We start from the raw sequence: 20,421 nt of genomic DNA, 5'->3' as shown, positions 1-20,421 counted from the left end.
TCAGTCATGCATTCAGAAACGCATTATCAACCCAAAAACTGTTCAGATAGAGTGGCGTTGGCAATTACAAAATGTTTAAGATTTTTTGCGGATGCTTTTTTTAGTGGTCGTTATGGTCACCGTGCTGTTGTACTTGAGACCGTTGCAGCAGTTCCTGGTATGGTTGGGGGTGCAATTCAACATTTAAAATCGTTAAGGTTGATGAAATCTGACGATGGTTGGATTAGAACCTTATTAGATGAAGCAGAAAATGAACGCATGCATTTGATGACTTTCATTGAAATTGCACAACCCAGCTGGTTTGAAAGAACACTCATTATTATTGCCCAAGGTATTTTTTATAACTTGTTCTTTTTACTTTATCTTGTGTCTAGCAAAACAGCACATCGATTAGTGGCTTACTTTGAAGAGGAGGCAGTTTATAGTTATACCGAGTATCTTGCTGGTATTGAAAATGGTACTTATCCCAATGTGAATGCGCCAGCAATCGCCATTCAGTATTGGAATTTACCAGCTGACGCTACACTCAAGGATGTGGTCATTGCCGTTCGTCAAGATGAAATGAATCATCGTGATGTGAATCATGATTTTGCTAACATACTGCAATAAGGTTTACTTTTGCGCCCTCTCTACCTATTCGCGGCCTATGCCAACCGCTTTACCTTAGCAAGACAATTAAATCGACAACACCACTTTTATCTGGGGCCAACCAACTCAGGCAAAACTTACCATGCTTTGAACGCATTAATTGACGCCAATAGCGGCCTTTATTTAGCACCCTTACGATTACTTGCAATGGAAGTACGCGATCGATTGGTGCAAGCTGGCGTACCGTGTCACTTAATTACGGGTGAAGAGCGCATTTATATGGATGGCGCACAGCATACGGCTTCCACGATTGAAATGATGCATAGTCACAAAGCCGTTGATGTTGCTGTCATTGATGAAATTCAAATGTTACAGGATCCAGACCGCGGTCAAGCTTGGACGGCTGCATTGATTGGGGTGCCAGCCAAGCAGGTTTATATTTGCGGCTCTCATGCTGTGACCCAGCTTTGTACCAAGGCTTTGGATGCTTTAAGAGAAATGTATGACATCACTTATTTAGATCGCAAAACACCACTGATACTTGAACAAAACAGCTTATGTGGCAAACGTTACAGCAAGCAAAAGCTCAAACATCAGCTACAAAAAGGGGATGCGATTGTCACTTTTAGTCGTAAAGATGTGCTGACGCTCTCAGCCAGATTCAGAAACTGGGGTTTTAAAGTCGCCAGTATTTACGGCGCACTCTCACCAGAAGTTAGACGTCACGAGTCAGAACGGTTTTTATCAGGGGATGCAGATATATTGGTTGCAACCGATGCAATTGGGATGGGTCTCAATTTACCAATTAGACGAGTAATATTTGCCAATATTCATAAATTTGATGGCATTGCCTCGCGTTATTTAAACGTCACCGAGGTACGCCAAATTGCGGGGCGTGCAGGTCGTTACGGTGTCTATGAGACGGGTTATGTGAATGTATTAGAAGACGATGAACAAATCCATATCGAGCATATGCTAAATGCCGACGATACTGCCACCATTACACACCTGCCAATTGCTATGCAGCTCAGTAATTGTGAAGAGGTTGCCAATCAATTGCACACCAATCGCCTAGCAGAATGTATCGCCTATTTAGCTGAACATTATCACCGTCAAGATCAGCTGTGCCAACATGCACACGTTGTTGCCCAATATAAACAAGCAGTTATCGTTGATGAAGTTGCACCTAATATGGCGTTCAAAGATAAATTTGCGCTTGCCTGTGCCCCGCTCTCTATCCAAGTGCCTATTGAAAAAGACTATTTTATTCAATGCGTTACTAGCATTTATCAAGACAAACCTCACCCCATGCCGTTTGCCCCAAACTGGCTCAATGGCGGCAGCGAGAGACACCTGCAACAAGCAGAAATCCTAAGTCAGCATATCAGTCTTTACGCATGGTTAAGTTATCAGTTTCCGACTATTTTTACAGAGCAAGCAACAATTTCCGCACTAAGAAATAAAGTCAGCAACTACATCAAACAAGCACTGTTAACCCAGAAAGGTTACGGCGACACCAGTAAAGAAATAGACCTGAATCATGGTTTTGTAAAACGATAGCCATACGCAGTATTTCTCCAAAATACACATTTTAGCCATCTTTTTGTCGAGTGAACAATTATCATCTGGCATTGAATACAATGTGGCATTTACAACGTAGTATCACTTTATCGACGACTTTGGTAATGGATATGCCAACTTGTATCATTTAAAGCTTTTAGTAAAATGATGTGTGAAGTCATGAAAACCCGTTCAAAACTCACATTGTTCTGGGTTGAGGTAGCGTTGAAACGCAAGCATATTGAATGACAAGAGCATTGATTAATTACCAAGCATACCTTTATTTCAAAAAAAACCTGCCTTTAAAACTAATCGACAAAACGGTGAGCGGATAGCAAAATAAGTTGTTTAAAGCTAGATTTGTAACGTTACAGCATCGTTTTATTGGAGAAATAGATGATAGAAATCACGATACACAGACGCCTTACTTTTATTCTTCAGGCACTGTTAATGCTTGGGCTAGTAGCTGAAATATGGTCACAGCAATGGTTTAATGCTGTCATCACAAGTGGCATTATTTTGATTACATTCGCACCCCTGTATCTACAAAAACACTTTCACGTGTTTATTCCTGCTGAATTTGTACTGATTGCCATTGCTTTTATTTTTGCATCGTTATTTCTTGGTGAAATTCATGATTACTATACCCGTTACTGGTGGTGGGATATCGCCCTTCATACGGTATCTGGGGTGCTGCTAGGTATTGTTGGTTTTTTATTGGTCTATGTACTCAACGAGACAGAAAAGATTGGCGTCAATATGAAGCCAGGATTTGTTGCTTTTTTTGCCTTTCTGTTTGCGGTGGGTGTTGGAGCGCTTTGGGAAATCTTTGAGTTTGCCATGGATGGCTTTTTTGGCATGAATATGCAAAAGCCAATGCTTGGCGACCCCTCAGGTTTAACTGACACGATGTGGGATCTCATTGTAGATACGTTGGGGGCCTTTGTCATTGCTGTGTTAGGTTATGGTTATCTAAAAACAGCCAAGAACGAATCATTTCTCGAACGCTGGATTCATGCCTTTATAAGGGGCAATCCACGACTATTTAGACGCAAAAAACCACACAGCTAATGCATTTTAATCGAGTCAATACGCTCACCTTATTAGCTGAAGCCTGACACTAATACATTGGTGCGTTTGACTTTAATCTTTATCTTCTTGATTAACTACAAACCCTAGAAAAACTTTTACTAGGCCATGAATCAGCCAAGAAAAGACCTGCGTCAATCGGCTAGTTTTTTCCCACATCGTTAGCGTTATTGCTTCGGCGTGGTGGATGGTATGCTCAATTTCTATCCTTAATTCATTGGCAAACTGCTGGTCTTCTATCACTACGTTTGCTTCGTTGGCTAACATTAAACTCAGCGGATCAATATTGGATGAGCCTACCGTTGCCCAATGGCAATCAACTACCGCAACTTTACAGTGCAAATAGTTTTTTCTATATTCATAGATTTGAATACCTGCATGTAAAAAATGACGGTATAGGGCATTTGTGGCAAACATGAATAGATATTCTTTGCGGCCTTGTAGCAGCAACTTAACCTGAACCCCTCGCTTGGCGGCGGCTAATAATGCTTTTCGAAATCGTTTACTGGGTAGAAAATAGGCATTGGCTATGATGATTTCTGTTTGCGCATCATGAATTGCCTGTAAATACGCATGTTCAATATCATGTCGATGCAAGACGTTGCTACGGGTTACAAAAGCCACCTTGGTATTGCCTTTTACTTCTGTCAGTGATTGTTTTAACTTTGGCTTTAACTTTGGTTTTAATTTTCCACTGAACCTTGCTATCCAGGACATGCGTTGCCACAACTTACGCACACTCTCTTGTATCTCCAGCACAATAGCGCCTTCAAGTTTGACGGCATAATCAATACGCGGGCTTGCTTGATCGTGATTATGGTTATCGTTAATGATGTTAATGCCACCCACAAAACCAATGAAGCCATCCATGACTGCCACCTTTCGATGCATACGAATTAAACGTCTTTTTTGCAGTGTCCATGGCGAAATATTAGGCCGATAGAACATTAGCTTCACACCTACTTGTTGTAATTCATCAATATAGTCTTTAGTCAAATCTTTGCTGCCAAACCCATCCAGTAGTAGATTGACCGATACCCCTCTTAATGCTGCCTTTTTTAATGCATTACCAATGCGAATGCCTGTTGCATCTGCTGCATAGATATAGGTTTGTAGGTAAATTGCAACTTTTGCCTGCTCTATAGCCTGCTCTAAAGCTGGAAAAAACGCGGCTCCTCCGCGCAATAATGTCACTTTATTGTTGGATGAAAACTGCATCAAACTCTGTTTAAGGTAGCGGTTAGTACCGCATGATCAGAAAGTGCAAGCAACCTTGCCCCTGCATGTACTTTCACCTGCTTTACATCAAAACCTCGCACATAAATACGATCGACTTTTAAAATAGGTAACCAAGCAGGAAAACTACGCGCATGCGCGCCCAAGTGATGCTCAAACACTTCCTTCAGTTTTAAACGCTTAGCAAAATCATATCCAGCACGTGTACTCCAATCATTAAAATCACCTGCAATAATTAATGGGGCATCTGCTGGTATTTGTTGCTCTATAAATTGGGCAACATCGTTTAATTGTTTGCGTCGCCACGTTGCCAATAAGCCCAAATGCAAACAAATAGTATGCAAAGGTAATTCCCATTCTGGCATATCAATAATGCAATGCAACATGCCACGCTGTTCGGCTGTATGCGCAGAAATATCTTGATTAAAGGTATGCACAATGGGAAATTTTGATAACAAAGCATTACCATGATGACCTGCTGGATAGGCCGCATTTTTACCATAAGCATATTGTGACCAAATCGAATCTGCCAAATACTCTAATTGGCCAGAAGTAGACCATGCATTAAAGCGCGCACGGTGCTTGATGTGTGTGTCTTGCACCTCTTGTAAAAAAATCACATCAGCATTTAACTTTCTGAGCATATCGCGCTGGCTTTGCAATGAAAACCTTGCGTTAAAATGCGTAAACCCTTTGTGAATATTAAAAGTAGCAACACTAATCATTGCTTACTCAATAAAGACTTCTTCATATTGGGCAACCTCTCTAACAGTTATCATTGCAATCATCTTTTGACAGTACGTTTATTTTTAGCATGTTGCCAATTGGTTTATTGCTTAAGCATCTCATTGATTTTAAGTATCAATATCATGGCAGATAAAGCCACCGTAATGAGATTGGCGATAATAATGGGCCAATCGTGCTTCAGTAGACCATAGACTAGCCAAAACATCACACCTGCTGTAAATATGCTATACATGGGCAACGAAATCCCCGATAAGTCCCTGGTGCGATACGATTGAATGGCTTGCGGAATAAAAGCAACAGTGGTGCAAGTGGCAGCAAAGCTACCAATATAATCTACAATATTCATATTTAACTTTAATTATATAAAATAACAGTCTGATTTATTTGATATTAACTAACTTCTAATAGCTTGGCTTTGAGGGTTTTTAATTGATCTCTGTAGTCGGCCGCTTTTTCAAACTCCAAATTCTTAGCGGCATCGTGCATCTGTTTTTCAATTCGTTTAAATTCCTTAGACAGTTGCTTCACACTCAAACTTTCATAGCTGGCTTGCTCTTGCGCCGCTTTGCGCTCGCGCTTACCTTCATCCATATCGTAAACGCCATCGATAATGTCTTTAATTTTTTTAGTCACTCCCTTAGGAACAATGCCATGCTCTTTGTTAAATGCTGTTTGTATGGTGCGCCTGCGTGTGGTTTCATCCATTGCGGCCTTCATACTTTTGGTAATGCTGTTGGCATAAAAAATTACTTTACCATTTAAATTTCGTGCGGCTCGACCAGCCGTTTGAATCAATGAACGCTCTGAACGCAAAAAACCTTCTTTATCTGCGTCTAACACAGCAACCAACGAAACCTCAGGTATATCCAAACCTTCGCGGAGCAAATTAATACCTACTAACACATCAAACTCGCCTAACCGCAAATCACGGATAATTTCTACACGCTCCACCGTATCAATATCGCTATGCAAATAACGTACTTTGATACCATGGTCGCTGAGATAATCGGTTAAATCTTCAGCCATGCGTTTGGTTAGCGTTGTCGCTAATACGCGCTCACCAACATCGGTTCTGAGCTTAATTTCACTCAATAAATCATCCACTTGCGTATCAGCTGGTTTAACAATAATTTCAGGATCAATCAAGCCAGTTGGCCTAGCAATCATCTCAACCACTTGCTGTTGTTTTTCTGCCTCGTAATTAGCTGGCGTTGCTGAAATAAATACTGCTTGCCGCATAATCTTTTCAAACTCTTCAAACTTAAGCGGCCTATTATCCATAGCAGAAGGCAAGCGCCAACCATAATCAACCAAGTTGGCTTTACGCGCCCTATCGCCTTTATACATGGCGCCAATTTGTGGAATTGTCACATGGCTTTCATCCAAAATCATCAAAGCATCATCGGGCAAATAGTCAATTAAAGTCGGTGGTGGCTCGCCGGCTTTTGCACCAGACAAATGCCGTGAGTAGTTCTCAATGCCTTTGCAAAAACCAATTTCATTGAGCATTTCTAAATCAAAGCGCGTTCGTTGCTCAATACGTTGCGCTTCGACTAGCTTTTGTTCTTTCACAAAAAAATCAACACGGTCACGTAACTCTGATTTAATTGTCTCAATAGCACGCACTGTGGTGTCGCGCGTTGTCACATAATGGCTTTTTGGATAGATGGTAAAACGCTTGATTTTGTCAAATATTTCACCAGTTAATGGATCGAATAGCGAGATGCTTTCCACCTCATCATCAAACAAACTCACGCGCACCGCTGTCTCGTTATTTTCTGCTGGAAAAATATCAATCATATCGCCGCGAACACGAAAGCTACCGCGACTAAAATCAATATCATTTCGCTTGTATTGCATGCCAATTAAAATATCAATTGCATCGCGCTGTACCATTTTATCGCCCTGCTTTAAGTGCAATACCATGGCATGATAATCTTGGGGATCGCCAATACCATAAATAGCAGAAACCGACGCCACAATAATCGCATCTTCGCGCTCTAATAAGGCCTTGGTCGCAGAAAGTCGCATCTGCTCAATGTGGTCATTAATACTGGAATCTTTTTCAATAAAGACATCACGGGATGGCACATAGGCTTCTGGCTGATAATAGTCATAATAACTAACAAAATATTCAACAGCATTGTTTGGGAAAAACTCTCTAAACTCGCTATATAGTTGGGCAGCCAGTGTTTTATTCGGAGCCATCACAATGGCTGGACGACCTGTTCTTGCAATCACATTAGCCATGGTATAGGTTTTGCCAGAACCTGTTACGCCTAACAAGGTTTGGTATTTCAAGCCATCATGAATACCTTGCGTCAGCTTTTCAATCGCTTGTGGCTGATCGCCTGCGGGTGGGAATGGCTGAAAAAGTTGATATTGACTATTCGGAAAATTAACAAACACGTATCTACTCAATTCATTTAAAACAACACTTGATTTTAACAGGCTTTATTCAGATTGCTGATGCTAATGCAACGAAAAAGCAAGTTAATAGGGAACCTAACGCGCTAGCAAAAGTCATTAACATACACTTAATTACAGAGAGTCACTCATGAGAATAGCACTCATCGCTTTAGTAATGCTGTTAACAGCAAATACTGGTTTTGCTTACGATAAAAAAGCATTAATTGAATCCTACTTTAGCATTGTCATGGTGCGTGGTTTTAATGATGCTGGCGGCATGGCTTATGGCTCTGGTGTTGTGGTAGATACCGATAAAGTCATCACCAATTGTCACGTATTGCGCACTACCAAACAACCTTGGATTTCACGTGGCGAAGATGCCTACGAAATTACGGCAGTTAAAGCAGATGCATGGCACGATTTATGTTTGGTTAGCACATCTGGTTTGCCAGTAAAACCAGTCAGAATTGGCAGTAGCACCAGTTTGAAACGCGGCCAAGAAGTGGCTGGCATTGGTCACTCTAGTGGCTCACCAGCACCACTCACCTCCAAAGGTAGCGTTAATGGCTTGTATGACGGCAATCCTGGAAAAGTTATTCGCACGAATGCTAAATTTTTAATGGGCGCAAGCGGCAGTGGTTTGTTTGATTTAGATGGCTATCTTGTTGGCATTAACACATTTAAAACTGCTGGCAGAGGTGGCAGTATTCATTTCGCACTACCTGTAGAATGGATACAATCACTTGAAGCCCTGCCCGAGATTACACAATTTCCTATTTCAGGCATAGCTCTGTGGGAAGAAGACGAAGATAAAAAACCATTTTATATGCAAGCTGCCGTCCCTGAGTCACGCTATGATTGGCCCAAACTGGAAGAAGTTGCAACGCGTTGGACAAAAGCAGAGCCGTTAAGCGCAGATGCTTGGTTTGCGTTAGCATTGAGCCAAGAAAATATGGATAAATTAGCGTTGGCCAATGATACTTATCACCACTCGCTTTCGCTTGATGGCGACAATATCGATGCTTGGATCAAAGTTGGCGATTTAGCTAAAAGGCGTGGGGACACCACAGAGCTAAATAGTGTGTATGCTGCATTAAATAATATCGATAAAGAAATTGGCGCCCAATACAAAAAAATTGTGGAATGCACTGAGCGTTGTTAATAGCTAATCCATGCTTATCATCTGTCTAAAAAGCGATTCTCGCCCGCTTTTTAGATTTGAATGAGCCGCTTATATCTAAACTTCTTTTTTTTGCGTAAAATAGTCGATTTTATTTCACTCATTTTTTTGCATTAAGGGAAGCGAATCTTGGTTAAATCATCGTCTCAGCTCACACTCTCAGATAGAGTATTAAGCATTAAAGAATCTCCAACATTAGCCATTACTGCTAAAGCTGGCAAATATAAAGCAGAAGGTCGCCCCATAATTGGGCTTGCTGCTGGTGAACCAGATTTCGATACACCCCAACATATTAAAGATGCGGCAAAAGCAGCCATTGATGCTGGCTTTACCAAATACACACCAGTAACAGGTATTCCAGGATTAAAAAAAGCGATTGTTAATAAATTTAAACAAGACAATCACTTAGACTACAGCATTAATGAAGTGATTGTGGGCGTTGGTGGAAAACAAACCATTTTTAATCTGTGCTTAGCCGTATTAAATAAAGGTGATGAAGTGGTTGTACCAGCGCCATATTGGGTCAGTTATGCAGACATTGCCTTAGTTGCTGAAGCAACACCCATGATTGTTGAATGTGGTATTGAGCAAAGCTTTAAAATATTACCTGCGCAATTAGAAGCCGCCATTACGCCGAAAACAAAATTGGTGATGTTTAACTCCCCTTCCAACCCAACAGGTTCAGTTTACACATTGGACGAGCTAAAAGCATTGGGTGAAGTATTACTTAAACACCCGCATGTATTGGTGGCAACGGATGATATGTATGAGCACGTGAATTTAACAGGCGCTGCTTTCTATAATATTCTCAATGCAACCCCAGCACTCAAAGACCGTTGCATTGTGCTCAATGGCGTTTCAAAAGCATACTCAATGACTGGCTGGCGTATTGGCTATGCCGCAGGTCCTGAATATATTATTAAAGCCATGGGCATTTTGCAAAGTCAATCAACCAGCAATCCAACCTCTATTTCTCAAGTAGCCGCCCAAGCGGCACTAGAAGGCTCGCAAGCATGCATTACGCCGATGGTAGACGCGTTTAAACAGCGCCATGAATATGTAGTGAACCGTTTTAATGCCATGCCAGGTTTAACCTGCTTAAAAGCAGGTGGCGCTTTTTATGCTTTTCCTGATGCACGTATAGCCATTAGCAATCTGCAAAAAGCGGGTAAGATTACCGAAGCAACCGATATGGCATTTGCCGAATATTTGCTAGAGCAATTTGATGTGGCTGTAGTCCCAGGCTCTGCTTTTGGTGCCGAAGGTTATTTCCGCGTTTCGTTTGCAACCTCTATGGAAAACTTACAAACAGCGCTAGATCGTATTGAAAAAGCACTGAATTAATTAATTGATACGATTTAGCTAAAATTAGTCAAAAATTATCACTTCTAGTTATTGACCAATAAGCGCTTAGCCAGTATTATCACGCCTTCGTTGAGTGCTAAGAAACATTAGCAACAACCGATTCCTCAATAGCTCAGTTGGTAGAGCAATGGACTGTTAATCCATGTGTCCCTGGTTCGAGCCCAGGTTGAGGAGCCAAATACTAAAAGCCTCACAGTCATGTGAGGCTTTTTTATTACAGGCGATTGGGGGTATTATCCTGCGCATTAATCTAGTCTGTGGCATAAAATAGCATGACGATTTAATTGTTTATAATAAAATTAAGTTGAATGGGACGTTATTTTGTAAACAAAATTAACCTTCAATAGTCCAATTACAGATGTGTTACCAATTAATCAATCAGTCATTCATTGCTGACTTCTAATATAATATTGCCTATGAAAAATAGTGAAGTTGATGTACTCCTTGTAGGTGGCGGCATAATGAGCGCGACACTCGGTGTGTTATTGCAGCAGTTAAACCCCGATTTACGCATTATGATGATAGAAAGGCTATCAGAAGTAGCGCTAGAGAGTTCTGATGCCATGAACAATGCTGGCACGGGTCATGCAGGGTATTGTGAGCTTAATTACACCCCACAAGCAGAAGATGGCAGTATAGCCATTGATCGCGCATTGGCCATTAATGCCAACTTTGAAACGTCTCTGCAATTATGGACTAGCTGGGTGGAAATGGGCGCCCTGCCACCCCCTGAACATTTTATTCGCAAAACACCGCATTTGAGTTTTGTTTGGAATGATAAAAAAAATGGGGTGGATAATATTGCTTTTCTGAAAAAGCGTTTCGAGAAATTGCAGCAACATCACTTATTTAAAGAGATGCAATTTAGCGATGACTTTGCACAATTAAAAGCTTGGATGCCGTTGATTATGCAAGACAGAGAACCACAAACACCTGTTGCTGCAACGTATGTGGCTCATGGCGCAGATGTTGATTTTGGGATAATCACGCGCCATTTGGTTGCTTATTTAAAACGGCACAATCATTTTACGCTACTGACTAACACAAAAGTAAGCAGTATCAAGACAGTAAAATCGTCAACAGAACAAGACGCTTGGTCTATTGGCCTTTATGATGGTGCGACCAAACTTAAACAGACATTACATGCCAAATTTGTGTTTATTGGTGCTGGCGGCGCGACATTGCCGCTATTACAAAAAGCCAAAATTGATGAGAGTATTGGTTATGGTGGCTTCCCTGTGAGTGGTCAATGGTTGATTTGCAACAACCCTGATGTGATTCAACAGCATTATGCAAAAGTGTATGGTAAAGCGGCTGTAGGTGCACCACCCATGTCAGTGCCACACTTAGATACCCGCATCATTGATGGAAAACCACAATTATTGTTTGGTCCTTTTGCCGGATTTACCACCAAGTTTTTAAAAACCGGATCTAAACTTGATTTAGTCAAGTCAGTCAACAATCGCAATATCAAAGCGATGTTAGGTGTGGGTAAAAACAACCTTGATTTAACCAAGTATCTCATTAAAGAAGCTACGCAAACCCATGAACAACGCATGAACACGTTGCGCACTTTTTTGCCACAGGCTAATAGTGCAGATTGGCACTTAGAAAAAGCGGGCCAGCGCGTACAGGTGATTAAAAATTGTGAGGAACATTGGGGTAAATTAGAGTTTGGCACAGAGATTGTTTGTACTAAAAACGGTTCGTTAGCCGCATTACTAGGCGCCTCCCCTGGTGCATCTGTTAGTGCAAAAGCGATGGTAGATGTGATAGAACGCTGCTTTGCTACCCAATTGAATAATGGCTGGAAAGACAAACTAAAACAGCTGATTCCAGCTTATGGGGAATCGTTGATTGACAATGCAGACTTATTAAACCGTGTGAGAAATCATACGCACACGGTTTTAAAGTTGTTCTAGATTATTGATCGTTGAGTTTATAAACCAGCATGGCATCGCCCTGCTTGTAGCCCATAATCCAATTACCACCACTAGCCACTGCAATATATTGTACGCCATCAACCATATAAGAGATAGGCGGCGCATTAACACCAAATTCGGATTTGGTTTGCCATAACAGTTCGCCTGTTTGGCTGTTATATGCGTTAAAGTTGCCATTGCCCTCGCCCATAAACACCAAGCCACCAGCCGTAGCTAAGGTGCCGCCAACCAGCGGTTGTTCGGTCTTATGTTGCCATGCTATTTTGCCTGTTTGTAAGTCTACTGCTGATAATAAACCCCAACTAGGGTCATTGGTTGGTTCACTGGATGTATATCGCAGCGCTGGTGTTGTTTCCGTGGCAGCAGTTTCGTGTAAAGTGTATTTAATTGGCGTATGAATACCTGACACAAATACAAGCTGCTTACGTTGATCAAGACTCACAGGCGACCAGTTAGAGCCCCCCAAAATGCCTGGATATAACACCTCACCTTCAAATGTCGCTTTGGCAAACATATTTTTTTGTGGCACAAAGGCATCAGACTTTTTAAGAAGTTCGCCCGTTAAACGGTTATGGATATAAAACCAGCCTGTTTTACTCGCTTGTCCAACCGCAGCAATAGTTTTACCCGCTGCATTGGTGTAATCAAACAACACTGGCGGACTGGCTAAATCGTAGCCCCATAAATCATGCGGCACTTGCTGATAAAACCATTTCAATTCGCCCGTATTAGCATCTAAAGCCACCAACGACACCGTATATAAATTATCACCAGGACGTGAAACATCGTTCATTTGTGGTGATGGATTGCCAGTGCCAAAGTATAGGATATCGTTTTTGGTATCAATGGCTGGGGTGCTCCACGCAGAACCACCACCTAAACTAGCAGCATCTGGATAATTAGACATTGCCGCCTTTTCCCCTGCAATATCGCGATCTAGGCGAATACCATCAGCTGTTGTGACGGTAAAGTTACCTTCCCAACCTTGGGTTGGAATAGTGTCAAATTGCCAAACACGTGAGCCGTCATTAGCATCAAATGCCGCTAAAAAACCGGGACGTCCATAACGGCCTGTCACACCAATTACCGCACCTAACGGAGCATCTGCGATTGGGTTGTCAATATGCAAACCATAACCAACGCCAGTAATGCCAATCATCACTTTATCTTTATAAACAACGGGCGCCATACCAATGCCAATGCCTGTTCCGCCTGTTACTTTGCGTGCTTTATTTGGATCATCTTCGCTTAAGGTTTCTTGCCCTTCTCGACTAATGGCCGAATCAACCACATCAATATCCCACAACTTTTCACCATTTTTCGCATCCAACGCTATTAAACGTGCATCAACTGTGCCTATATACACTTTGCCATTATTAACGGCGACCCCTCTGTTTTGGGGGCCACAACACATCTTCCAATCTTCACGCATCTTATGTTCATAGCGCCAAAGCTCATCACCCGTCGCCGCATTCACCGCTACGACATGATTAAACGGTAAAGAAAAATACATCACGCCATTTTGTACAATCGGTGTAGTTTGATAACTAGCAATAACACCGCTATGATGTTGCCATGCTAGCGTTAGGTTTTTAACATTATCGATATTAATTTGGTTTGCGTTAGAAAAGCGCTGGCTAGTGAAATCGTTACCAAAGCTAGGCCAATTTTCTGATTGATCTGTAGCTTGATTATCGGTGCGATTGCATGCCATTAAGCTGCCAAGCAAACTCACAAGGACCAAAGCAACTAAAGTGGATGAAAGAGGTAAAATGCGTTTCATAATGTCATTTCCAATTAACGATAACACAAAAAGTATACCGATAAGTATACTGGTATACCAAGTCTAAATCATACAAACTCTAACTATTATTTAACGATTCTTTCAATTATCAGCCATGAAAAATAGTCATAATCCCTTGACTGCCGTGATTATCGGTGCAGGCATAGCTGGCTGCAGCACGGCCTATGCTTTGGCAAAATATGGCATCAAAGTGACTCTTATTGAACGTCATGATGCTGTCGCGCAAGAAGCATCTGGCAATCCCGTTGCCATGCTTTATCCCAAATTGAACACTGTGTCAGATGCACTGAGCATACTTGCCAGTTATGGTTTTTCATTCACCGTAGATTTGCTTAAACAACTACCCTATTGCGAATCGTTATTTGCATTATGTGGTCAGATTCAGCTTGGATTTAATGAACGCGAACAGACAAAACATTCCAAATTATTAGATAACAAAGATGCACACCTGGCCTTTCAACACTTATCTATTGATGAAGCCAGTGAAAAAGCCAATATAGCATTACTCAGCGGCGGTCTGTATTTGCCTGAATCTGGCTGGGTAAACCCGCAACTTTTCTGCCAATCTTTAATACAGTCAGATTTAATCAAATGCCAATTATCTACTACAGTCAGCTCCATTCATCAGCAAAGTACAGATTGGCAAATTCGCTTAGCTAACAAACAACAGTTAGCCGCTGATATTGTTGTTCTCTGCAATGCCAACGCGATACTGCAATTTGCGCCATGTCAGCACCTGCCAGTGACTCCAGTAAGGGGGCAGGTCAATTTCTTTAAAGAAAATGCCACCACGCAAGCCATGAAATCTGTTATTTGTAGCGACCATTATCTAAGCCCGTCCATCAAAGGCATACATTCTATTGGGACTAGCTATGCGCCCAATGATATGAATGGAGCGCTTTGTGCACAAGATACCGAGGCCAATTTACAGGCATTAAAGGCTATCTCACCAGCCATTTTTAATAGCATCCATGCATGCGAAGTCACCGGTCGCGTGGCATGGCGCAGTGCCACGCGCGATTATTTGCCATTAGCGGGTCAATTAATTGATGAACAAGCATTAAAAGCAGCCCCTCCGCGCTATAGTGATAGCCCAAGTAATTTACCATGGCTGACAGGCTTATATGTGAATGCAGGTCATGGCTCAAAAGGCATGATTACAGCGCCATTGTGTGGCGAGCTAATTGCCAATCTAATCACCAATAAGTCGCTTGTCATTGCACCCTCTATCGCAACAAAATTAAACCCTAGCCGTTTTTTATTAAAAGAGATGGGTTTAAAACAGATTGCACAAAACTTGTATGATTTTTAGATTAAAATAAGCTGATGGTCGATGTAAATCAATTAATAAAAGACGCACAAATGGCGCAATCTAACGGTAATGATAATCTTGCTTTAGATTACTTTCACCAAGCGTTATCACAATATCCAAACGAAACAAGCCTGCTCATTGCCTGTGGCAATCTTTGCATGAAGTTACAACAGTTTCAACAAGCGGCCACACACTTTAGATCGTTATTGGCACAGAATAAAAGCCCTGAAGTAGCAAACGCACTGTGCTTTGCATTGCAAGGATTGGGTAATCAAGCTGCAAACCAAGGTCACGACCATCTTGCAGAAGCTTGTTTTTTAGAGGCATTAAGCTATCAACCAAACCATGCCATTTATTTATATAACCTAGGCAATGCACAGCGTAATTTAGGCAAACTTGAAGCTGCTGTTGTAAGCTTTACACAATCTATACGCGCCAATCCAAACGATGCCGATGTCTATAACAATTTAGGTAATGTGCAACGTGAACTCGGCCGGATTGATCTGGCTATTGCTAATTATGAAAAAGCAATTGCCATTAGCAGTAATATGCACCACTCGCTTGCGCACTTAATTCATCAGAAACAGCATATTTGTGATTGGCGTGGCGAAGGGAAAAATAATCTTCATCAGCAGATTGAAACGATGCGTCAAATTGTGCGAACAACGCCTAACGCAGCGATTGCCCCCTTTGCCTTTCTCGCCATGCCTGGCACAACAGCACAAGAACAAAAGCAATGTGCAAATCACTATATCGCACAACAGTTTAAACAACTACGTGCCCTGCGCGATCAGTTGGGATTTGTTAATAACAAGCAAGCTAAAACTAAATTAAAAATTGGCTATTTATCAGCTGATTTTCGCTTACACCCACTCGCTTTTTTAATAACTGAGCTGATCGAGCACCACAATCGCTCACAATTTGAAATTTATGCCTACTCATATGGCGCTGAAGATAAAACGGATATACGTAAACGATTAATGCATGCTTTTGATTACTTTATTGATATTCGTGCATTAAATGATATAGAAGCCGCCACCAAGATTCATCAGGATGGGATTGATATACTAGTCGATCTAACAGGTTACACCCAAAGCAGCCGTACAGCGATTGCAGCATTAAAACCTGCAGCTATTCAGATTAACTGGTTAGGCTTCCCGGGCACCATGGGTGAGTTTGATTCCAACGATGCTTTATTTGATTACTTATTAGCCGACAAAATAATTGCTCCCAATCAAGCTGACTTCAGCGAACAGTTGCTCTATTTACCGTGCTATCAACCCAATAATCAACGTAGCTATCGCGAAATAAGCCTAAAAACAGACCATGCATTACCAAAAGATAGTTTTGTATTTTGCTGTTTTAACCAAACGTTCAAAATCACACCCGATATATTTGCTATTTGGATGCGATTATTAAAACAAGTACCCAACAGTGTTCTTTGGTTACTCGATTGCAACCGCTGGGCAAAAGCAAATTTAGAAAAAGAGGCAGAGCTTGCTGGCATTCAAAAAAGCAGACTTATTTTTGCACCCAGAATTACTTCAGAGCTGCATATAGAAAGGCAACAACATGCTGATCTATTTCTTGATACGCAACCCTATAACGCCCATACGACCGCCAGCGATGCACTATCTGTTGGCTTGCCACTATTGACCTGCAAAGGACATACTTTTGCTGCCAGCGTAGCCGCCAGCTTATTGAATCATATTGGGCTACCCATGTTGATTTGTGAAACATTATCCGCTTATGAAGAAAAAGCACTTCATTTTGCGCAAAACCCTGATGCATTAACGGTCATCAAAAACAATATAAAACAAAGTTTAAACAGCGCCGATTTATTTAATGCAAGACAATTTGCAGCAACCTTAGAAGCGCAATACCATGCAATTTGGCAAAAAGAGTGTGAAAAATTGCCTTAACAAGTTGATTATTCATCAGACGATTGTGATAAAGTCGCTTCCAATCAATCATTCATCAATTTATCTTTATAGGAAATGTAATGGCAAGCTTTGACATCACGCCAGTTTTAGAACTTATGGTAGAAAAAAACGGTTCTGATTTATTTTTTAGTACAGGCGCTGCTGTTCATATGAGTATTGAAGGTGATTTTGTACCTGTTAATACACAAGCGCTTACCCCAGGTGTGATTAAAGAAGTTGCCTATGGCTTAATGAGTCCACAACAAATCAAAGAATTCGAAGTGAACTTAGAGTCTAACTTTGCACTCAGCAAAAAAAATGTTGGTCGCTTTCGCGTTAATGTGTTTTTGCAACGCGGTGAAGTTGGCATGGTTATTCGTCATATCAAAACAGAAATTCCAAACTTTGAATCGCTAGGCTTACCTAGTATTTTAGGCGATTTTGTGATGCGTAAACGTGGGCTTATATTAGTGGTTGGATCAACGGATTCAGGAAAGTCTACCACCCTTGCCTCGATGATTGATTATCGCAACACCTATGCTAATGGTCATATCGTCACTATCGAAGATCCCATTGAGTTTGTTTATCAACACAAAAAATCCATTGTTGATCAACGCGAGGTAGGCATTGACACTTTATCTTTTAACAGCGCGCTCAAAAATGCAATGCGCCAAGCGCCAAATGTGATTTTAATAGGTGAAATTCGTGATATAGATGCCATGCAACAAGCCTTGGCCTATGCGGAAACTGGTCATTTATGCTTGGCTACCTTACATGCCAATAATGCTAACCAAGCATTGGAGCGGATTATTTCATTTTTCCCTCCAGAGTCAAAAAATGGTTTGTTACTTAATCTTTCACTCAACTTAGCTGCGGTTGTTTCGCAACGGTTAATTCCGGGTAAACAAAAAAAACGTGTTGCCGCTTTTGAGATATTAATCAATACGCCTTATATTTCTGAACTCATTAAACAGCAAAATTTATCTGAAATAAAAGAAATCATGGCTGATAGTAATGACGTTGGCATGCAAACCTTTGATCAAGCCTTGTACACCCTTTTTATGGATAGCCAAATCGATGAAAACAAGGCATTAATACATGCCGATTCTAGAAATGATTTATCACTTAAAATTCGTTTTAATGCAGAAAGAGAGCTGGGTAGTTTTAGTATCTAATTAAGCGCAGTTTTCATCAGAAATGAACGATGCAACGGTTGCAGCAACGATAATCAATATGCCGCCTAGCCATGCATTCCAAGTCATGGTCTCCCCTGCCAAAAAATAAGCAGCAATGGCTGCAATGACCAGCTCAAACAAAAAAATGACGGCTGCACGTGCCGCGGCAACATGGGTAACCCCATACTGCACTAGCAGAGTACTGACAAATAGCACCAACGCAACAATCCATATCGTCAACCAGTCATTCATACTAAGCGTCACGGGTAATGTCGTTATGTCTTCAAATAAAGCAATGCCTAATAATGCAATGAGGGTGACCCCAAACCATACAGCAAACGATTTAACCATAAGACTTAAATGTACCGACTTGCGTGTAATGACATTGGTGAGTGCAAAGCCCATGCCAGCAGAAAGTGCCAACCAATCAGACTGACTGCTAGGCAGTGGCAGATAATTCGCCGGATCGTAAAGCATAATAAAAGCGCCAAGCAACGAAGTAATGATGACCAATATATCTTTAATAACTGCGCGTTCTTTTAGCCAAAAATGCGCCAATAATAACGTCCAAACTGGCGATAAATAAAAAAGTAAAATAACGCGCATGACTTCGCCGTCAATAATCGCCAATACATAGCTTAAGTTTGTCCAGCCTGCGGCTAAAATCAAATAAATGATATTCTTTGGCTGCTGGCGTAGCGTGCGCCAATGTCGGCTAAAAACCAGGCATCCAATCAGCATTGCAATGCCGTAGGTATAAAAACTAGCGGTAATACCTGAAATGCCTGCTTGATCTAATAAGCGATATGGAAACCAAATAATGCCCCACACCGTTGCGCCAAAAAGCAACCCAAATAATGCAAAAAAGTTTTTATTCTGACCGATGCTCACTATAATACCTATCTATGAACGAAAATTTAAATTTGCTACAACCTTACCCATTTCAGCGCCTTAGAAATCTATTTGCGGATATAACGCCAAATACAGAATATACCCCAGTTGACTTATCGATAGGTGAGCCTAAACACCAAACGCCCAATATTATCCAAAAAAGTTTGATTGATAATATCGCAGGCTTGGCAAACTATCCTACAACGCTAGGTTCTGTAGCATTAAGACAAGCCATTGCAGATTGGGCAACGCGACGTTACGGTATTCCTGCGCTTGATATTGATAAAGAAATCATACCGGTTAATGGTAGCCGAGAAGCTTTATTTGCATTGGCGCAGGCAGTGATTGACACATCAAAATCACAACCAGTGGTTATTAGTCCTAATCCCTTTTATCAAATTTACGAAGGCGCCGCTTTTCTGGCAGGTGCCGAGCCGTATTTCATTAATACCTTGCCAGAAACGCAACATGCAATGGACTTTAGCAAAGTACCTGCTACGGTATTGAATCGCACACAGTTGGTTTATGTCTGCTCCCCTGGCAATCCATCTGGCAAAGTGATGTCCCTAGCAGAGTGGGCACAACTATTCAAATTATCAGATCAGTATGGGTTTGTAATTGCGGCAGACGAGTGCTACTCAGAAATTTACTTTGATGAATCAAATCCACCAGTTGGTGCGCTCCAAGCGGCAAAACAGTTAGGAAGAGACTATACTCGCCTCGTTGTATTTGCCTCACTATCCAAACGATCCAATGTACCTGGCATGCGTTCAGGCTTCGTGGCTGGCGACTCTGCTATAATGGAGAAATTCTTGCTTTATAGAACGTATCATGGTTGCGCAATGAGTCCGTCTATACAAGCAGCCAGTGCTGTTGCTTGGAACGATGAGGCGCATGTTATCGAGAATCGTCGTCTCTATTCAGAAAAGTTTAGAACCATTGCCCCCATGCTTAAAACGGTATGGTCTGCTGTAGAAATGCCAGATGCTGCGTTTTACCTCTGGATACAAACAAATCAAGATGATACTGCGGTTGCAATTCAGCTCAAACGTGATGCTAATATCACCGTATTGCCCGGTAGTTTTTTAGCAAGAGAAGCCCATGGTATTAACCCTGGCAAAGGCTTTATTCGCATGGCATTAGTTGCGACATTAGCCGAGTGTGTTGACGCAGCGCAACGCATTCAACAGCTTTATTAAT

16 protein-coding genes and 1 tRNA gene are annotated in these 20,421 nt (G+C 41.5%); 11 read left to right on the top strand and 6 right to left on the bottom strand.

Translation table 11 applies throughout. The features are described from left to right. Window positions 1–6: 6 nt before the first annotated feature. The 3 genes from KFB94_09975 (at window position 7) to KFB94_09965 (ending at window position 3,219) form a co-directional block, all read left to right on the top strand. The gene (locus KFB94_09975; protein ID QVL45524.1) at window positions 7–609 is read left to right on the top strand and encodes an alternative oxidase; all 603 of its coding nucleotides are present in this window, start codon (window positions 7–9) and stop codon (window positions 607–609) included. A gap of 9 nt (window positions 610–618) precedes the next feature. Next, the gene (locus KFB94_09970; GenBank protein QVL45523.1) at window positions 619–2,148 is read left to right on the top strand and encodes a helicase; all 1,530 of its coding nucleotides are present in this window, start codon (window positions 619–621) and stop codon (window positions 2,146–2,148) included. A 396-nt stretch (window positions 2,149–2,544) separates the two neighbouring features. Continuing rightward, on the top strand, window positions 2,545–3,219 hold the full coding sequence (locus KFB94_09965) for a hypothetical protein (protein QVL45522.1): 675 nt from the start codon (window positions 2,545–2,547) through the stop codon (window positions 3,217–3,219). 72 nt (window positions 3,220–3,291) lie between these two features. Here KFB94_09965 and clsB read toward each other — a convergent pair whose 3' ends face one another. From clsB to uvrB, 4 genes are all read right to left on the bottom strand, one after another. Beyond that, entirely contained in the window at window positions 3,292–4,455 is a 1,164-nt protein-coding gene (clsB, locus tag KFB94_09960) for a cardiolipin synthase ClsB (GenBank protein QVL45521.1), read from the bottom strand. After that, complete coding sequence (locus tag KFB94_09955; protein QVL45520.1) at window positions 4,455–5,198, bottom strand: endonuclease/exonuclease/phosphatase family protein; 744 nt, start codon at window positions 5,196–5,198, stop codon at window positions 4,455–4,457. The genes clsB and KFB94_09955 overlap by 1 nt, the downstream gene beginning before the upstream one ends. A gap of 104 nt (window positions 5,199–5,302) precedes the next feature. After that, window positions 5,303–5,566: a SemiSWEET transporter gene (locus tag KFB94_09950; protein ID QVL45519.1), complete on the bottom strand. Its 264-nt coding sequence runs from the start codon at window positions 5,564–5,566 to the stop codon at window positions 5,303–5,305. A gap of 44 nt (window positions 5,567–5,610) precedes the next feature. Continuing rightward, window positions 5,611–7,629, bottom strand: a complete 2,019-nt coding sequence (uvrB, locus tag KFB94_09945; protein QVL46671.1) for an excinuclease ABC subunit UvrB — start codon at window positions 7,627–7,629, stop codon at window positions 5,611–5,613. Between the two features lie 148 nt (window positions 7,630–7,777). On the opposite strand from uvrB, the gene KFB94_09940 reads away from it, so the two are divergent. The 4 genes from KFB94_09940 (at window position 7,778) to mqo (ending at window position 12,096) form a co-directional block, all read left to right on the top strand. Continuing rightward, window positions 7,778–8,791 carry a trypsin-like peptidase domain-containing protein gene (locus KFB94_09940; protein ID QVL45518.1) on the top strand — a complete coding sequence of 338 codons (1,014 nt, stop codon included), beginning with the start codon at window positions 7,778–7,780 and terminating at the stop codon, window positions 8,789–8,791. Window positions 8,792–8,938: 147 nt separating this feature from the next. After that, on the top strand, window positions 8,939–10,153 hold the full coding sequence (locus KFB94_09935; GenBank protein ID QVL45517.1) for a pyridoxal phosphate-dependent aminotransferase: 1,215 nt from the start codon (window positions 8,939–8,941) through the stop codon (window positions 10,151–10,153). 122 nt (window positions 10,154–10,275) lie between these two features. After that, window positions 10,276–10,351 (top strand) — tRNA-Asn (locus KFB94_09930). 239 nt (window positions 10,352–10,590) lie between these two features. Continuing rightward, window positions 10,591–12,096, top strand: a complete 1,506-nt coding sequence (gene mqo / locus KFB94_09925; protein ID QVL45516.1) for a malate dehydrogenase (quinone) — start codon at window positions 10,591–10,593, stop codon at window positions 12,094–12,096. Window position 12,097: 1 nt separating this feature from the next. On the opposite strand, the gene KFB94_09920 is transcribed toward mqo, so the two are convergent. Further along, window positions 12,098–13,900: a PQQ-binding-like beta-propeller repeat protein gene (locus KFB94_09920; GenBank protein QVL45515.1), complete on the bottom strand. Its 1,803-nt coding sequence runs from the start codon at window positions 13,898–13,900 to the stop codon at window positions 12,098–12,100. A 115-nt stretch (window positions 13,901–14,015) separates the two neighbouring features. Here KFB94_09920 and mnmC point away from each other — a divergent pair, with 115 nt between their 5' ends. The 3 genes from mnmC (at window position 14,016) to KFB94_09905 (ending at window position 18,330) form a co-directional block, all read left to right on the top strand. Continuing rightward, complete coding sequence (gene mnmC, locus KFB94_09915; GenBank protein ID QVL45514.1) at window positions 14,016–15,233, top strand: FAD-dependent 5-carboxymethylaminomethyl-2-thiouridine(34) oxidoreductase MnmC; 1,218 nt, start codon at window positions 14,016–14,018, stop codon at window positions 15,231–15,233. A gap of 50 nt (window positions 15,234–15,283) precedes the next feature. Further along, on the top strand, window positions 15,284–17,155 hold the full coding sequence (locus KFB94_09910) for a tetratricopeptide repeat protein (GenBank protein ID QVL46670.1): 1,872 nt from the start codon (window positions 15,284–15,286) through the stop codon (window positions 17,153–17,155). An 80-nt stretch (window positions 17,156–17,235) separates the two neighbouring features. After that, the gene (locus KFB94_09905) at window positions 17,236–18,330 is read left to right on the top strand and encodes a PilT/PilU family type 4a pilus ATPase (GenBank protein ID QVL45513.1); all 1,095 of its coding nucleotides are present in this window, start codon (window positions 17,236–17,238) and stop codon (window positions 18,328–18,330) included. Here KFB94_09905 and KFB94_09900 read toward each other — a convergent pair whose 3' ends face one another. Next, window positions 18,331–19,221, bottom strand: a complete 891-nt coding sequence (locus tag KFB94_09900) for a DMT family transporter (protein QVL45512.1) — start codon at window positions 19,219–19,221, stop codon at window positions 18,331–18,333. Window positions 19,222–19,235: 14 nt separating this feature from the next. Between KFB94_09900 and dapC the strand changes: the two genes are divergently transcribed. Beyond that, window positions 19,236–20,420, top strand: a complete 1,185-nt coding sequence (dapC, locus tag KFB94_09895) for a succinyldiaminopimelate transaminase (GenBank protein ID QVL45511.1) — start codon at window positions 19,236–19,238, stop codon at window positions 20,418–20,420. Window position 20,421: the final 1 nt, after the last annotated feature.

This window comes from Methylophilaceae bacterium (genome assembly GCA_018398995.1).
Lineage (GTDB): Bacteria > Pseudomonadota > Gammaproteobacteria > Burkholderiales > Methylophilaceae.
Note: the sequence above shows the minus strand (reverse complement) of the source record. Positions and strands in the feature narration are given on the sequence as shown.

Coding starts and splice junctions, on each gene's coding strand:
- KFB94_09975 (QVL45524.1), top strand. CDS start 7: ATGCATTCAGAAACGCATTATCAACCCAAAAACTGTTCAGATAGAGTG.
- KFB94_09965 (QVL45522.1), top strand. CDS start 2,545: ATGATAGAAATCACGATACACAGACGCCTTACTTTTATTCTTCAGGCA.
- clsB (QVL45521.1), bottom strand. CDS start 4,455: ATGCAGTTTTCATCCAACAATAAAGTGACATTATTGCGCGGAGGAGCC.
- KFB94_09955 (QVL45520.1), bottom strand. CDS start 5,198: ATGATTAGTGTTGCTACTTTTAATATTCACAAAGGGTTTACGCATTTT.
- KFB94_09950 (QVL45519.1), bottom strand. CDS start 5,566: ATGAATATTGTAGATTATATTGGTAGCTTTGCTGCCACTTGCACCACT.
- KFB94_09940 (QVL45518.1), top strand. CDS start 7,778: ATGAGAATAGCACTCATCGCTTTAGTAATGCTGTTAACAGCAAATACT.
- mqo (QVL45516.1), top strand. CDS start 10,591: ATGAAAAATAGTGAAGTTGATGTACTCCTTGTAGGTGGCGGCATAATG.
- KFB94_09920 (QVL45515.1), bottom strand. CDS start 13,900: ATGAAACGCATTTTACCTCTTTCATCCACTTTAGTTGCTTTGGTCCTT.
- mnmC (QVL45514.1), top strand. CDS start 14,016: ATGAAAAATAGTCATAATCCCTTGACTGCCGTGATTATCGGTGCAGGC.
- KFB94_09910 (QVL46670.1), top strand. CDS start 15,284: ATGGCGCAATCTAACGGTAATGATAATCTTGCTTTAGATTACTTTCAC.
- KFB94_09905 (QVL45513.1), top strand. CDS start 17,236: ATGGCAAGCTTTGACATCACGCCAGTTTTAGAACTTATGGTAGAAAAA.
- dapC (QVL45511.1), top strand. CDS start 19,236: ATGAACGAAAATTTAAATTTGCTACAACCTTACCCATTTCAGCGCCTT.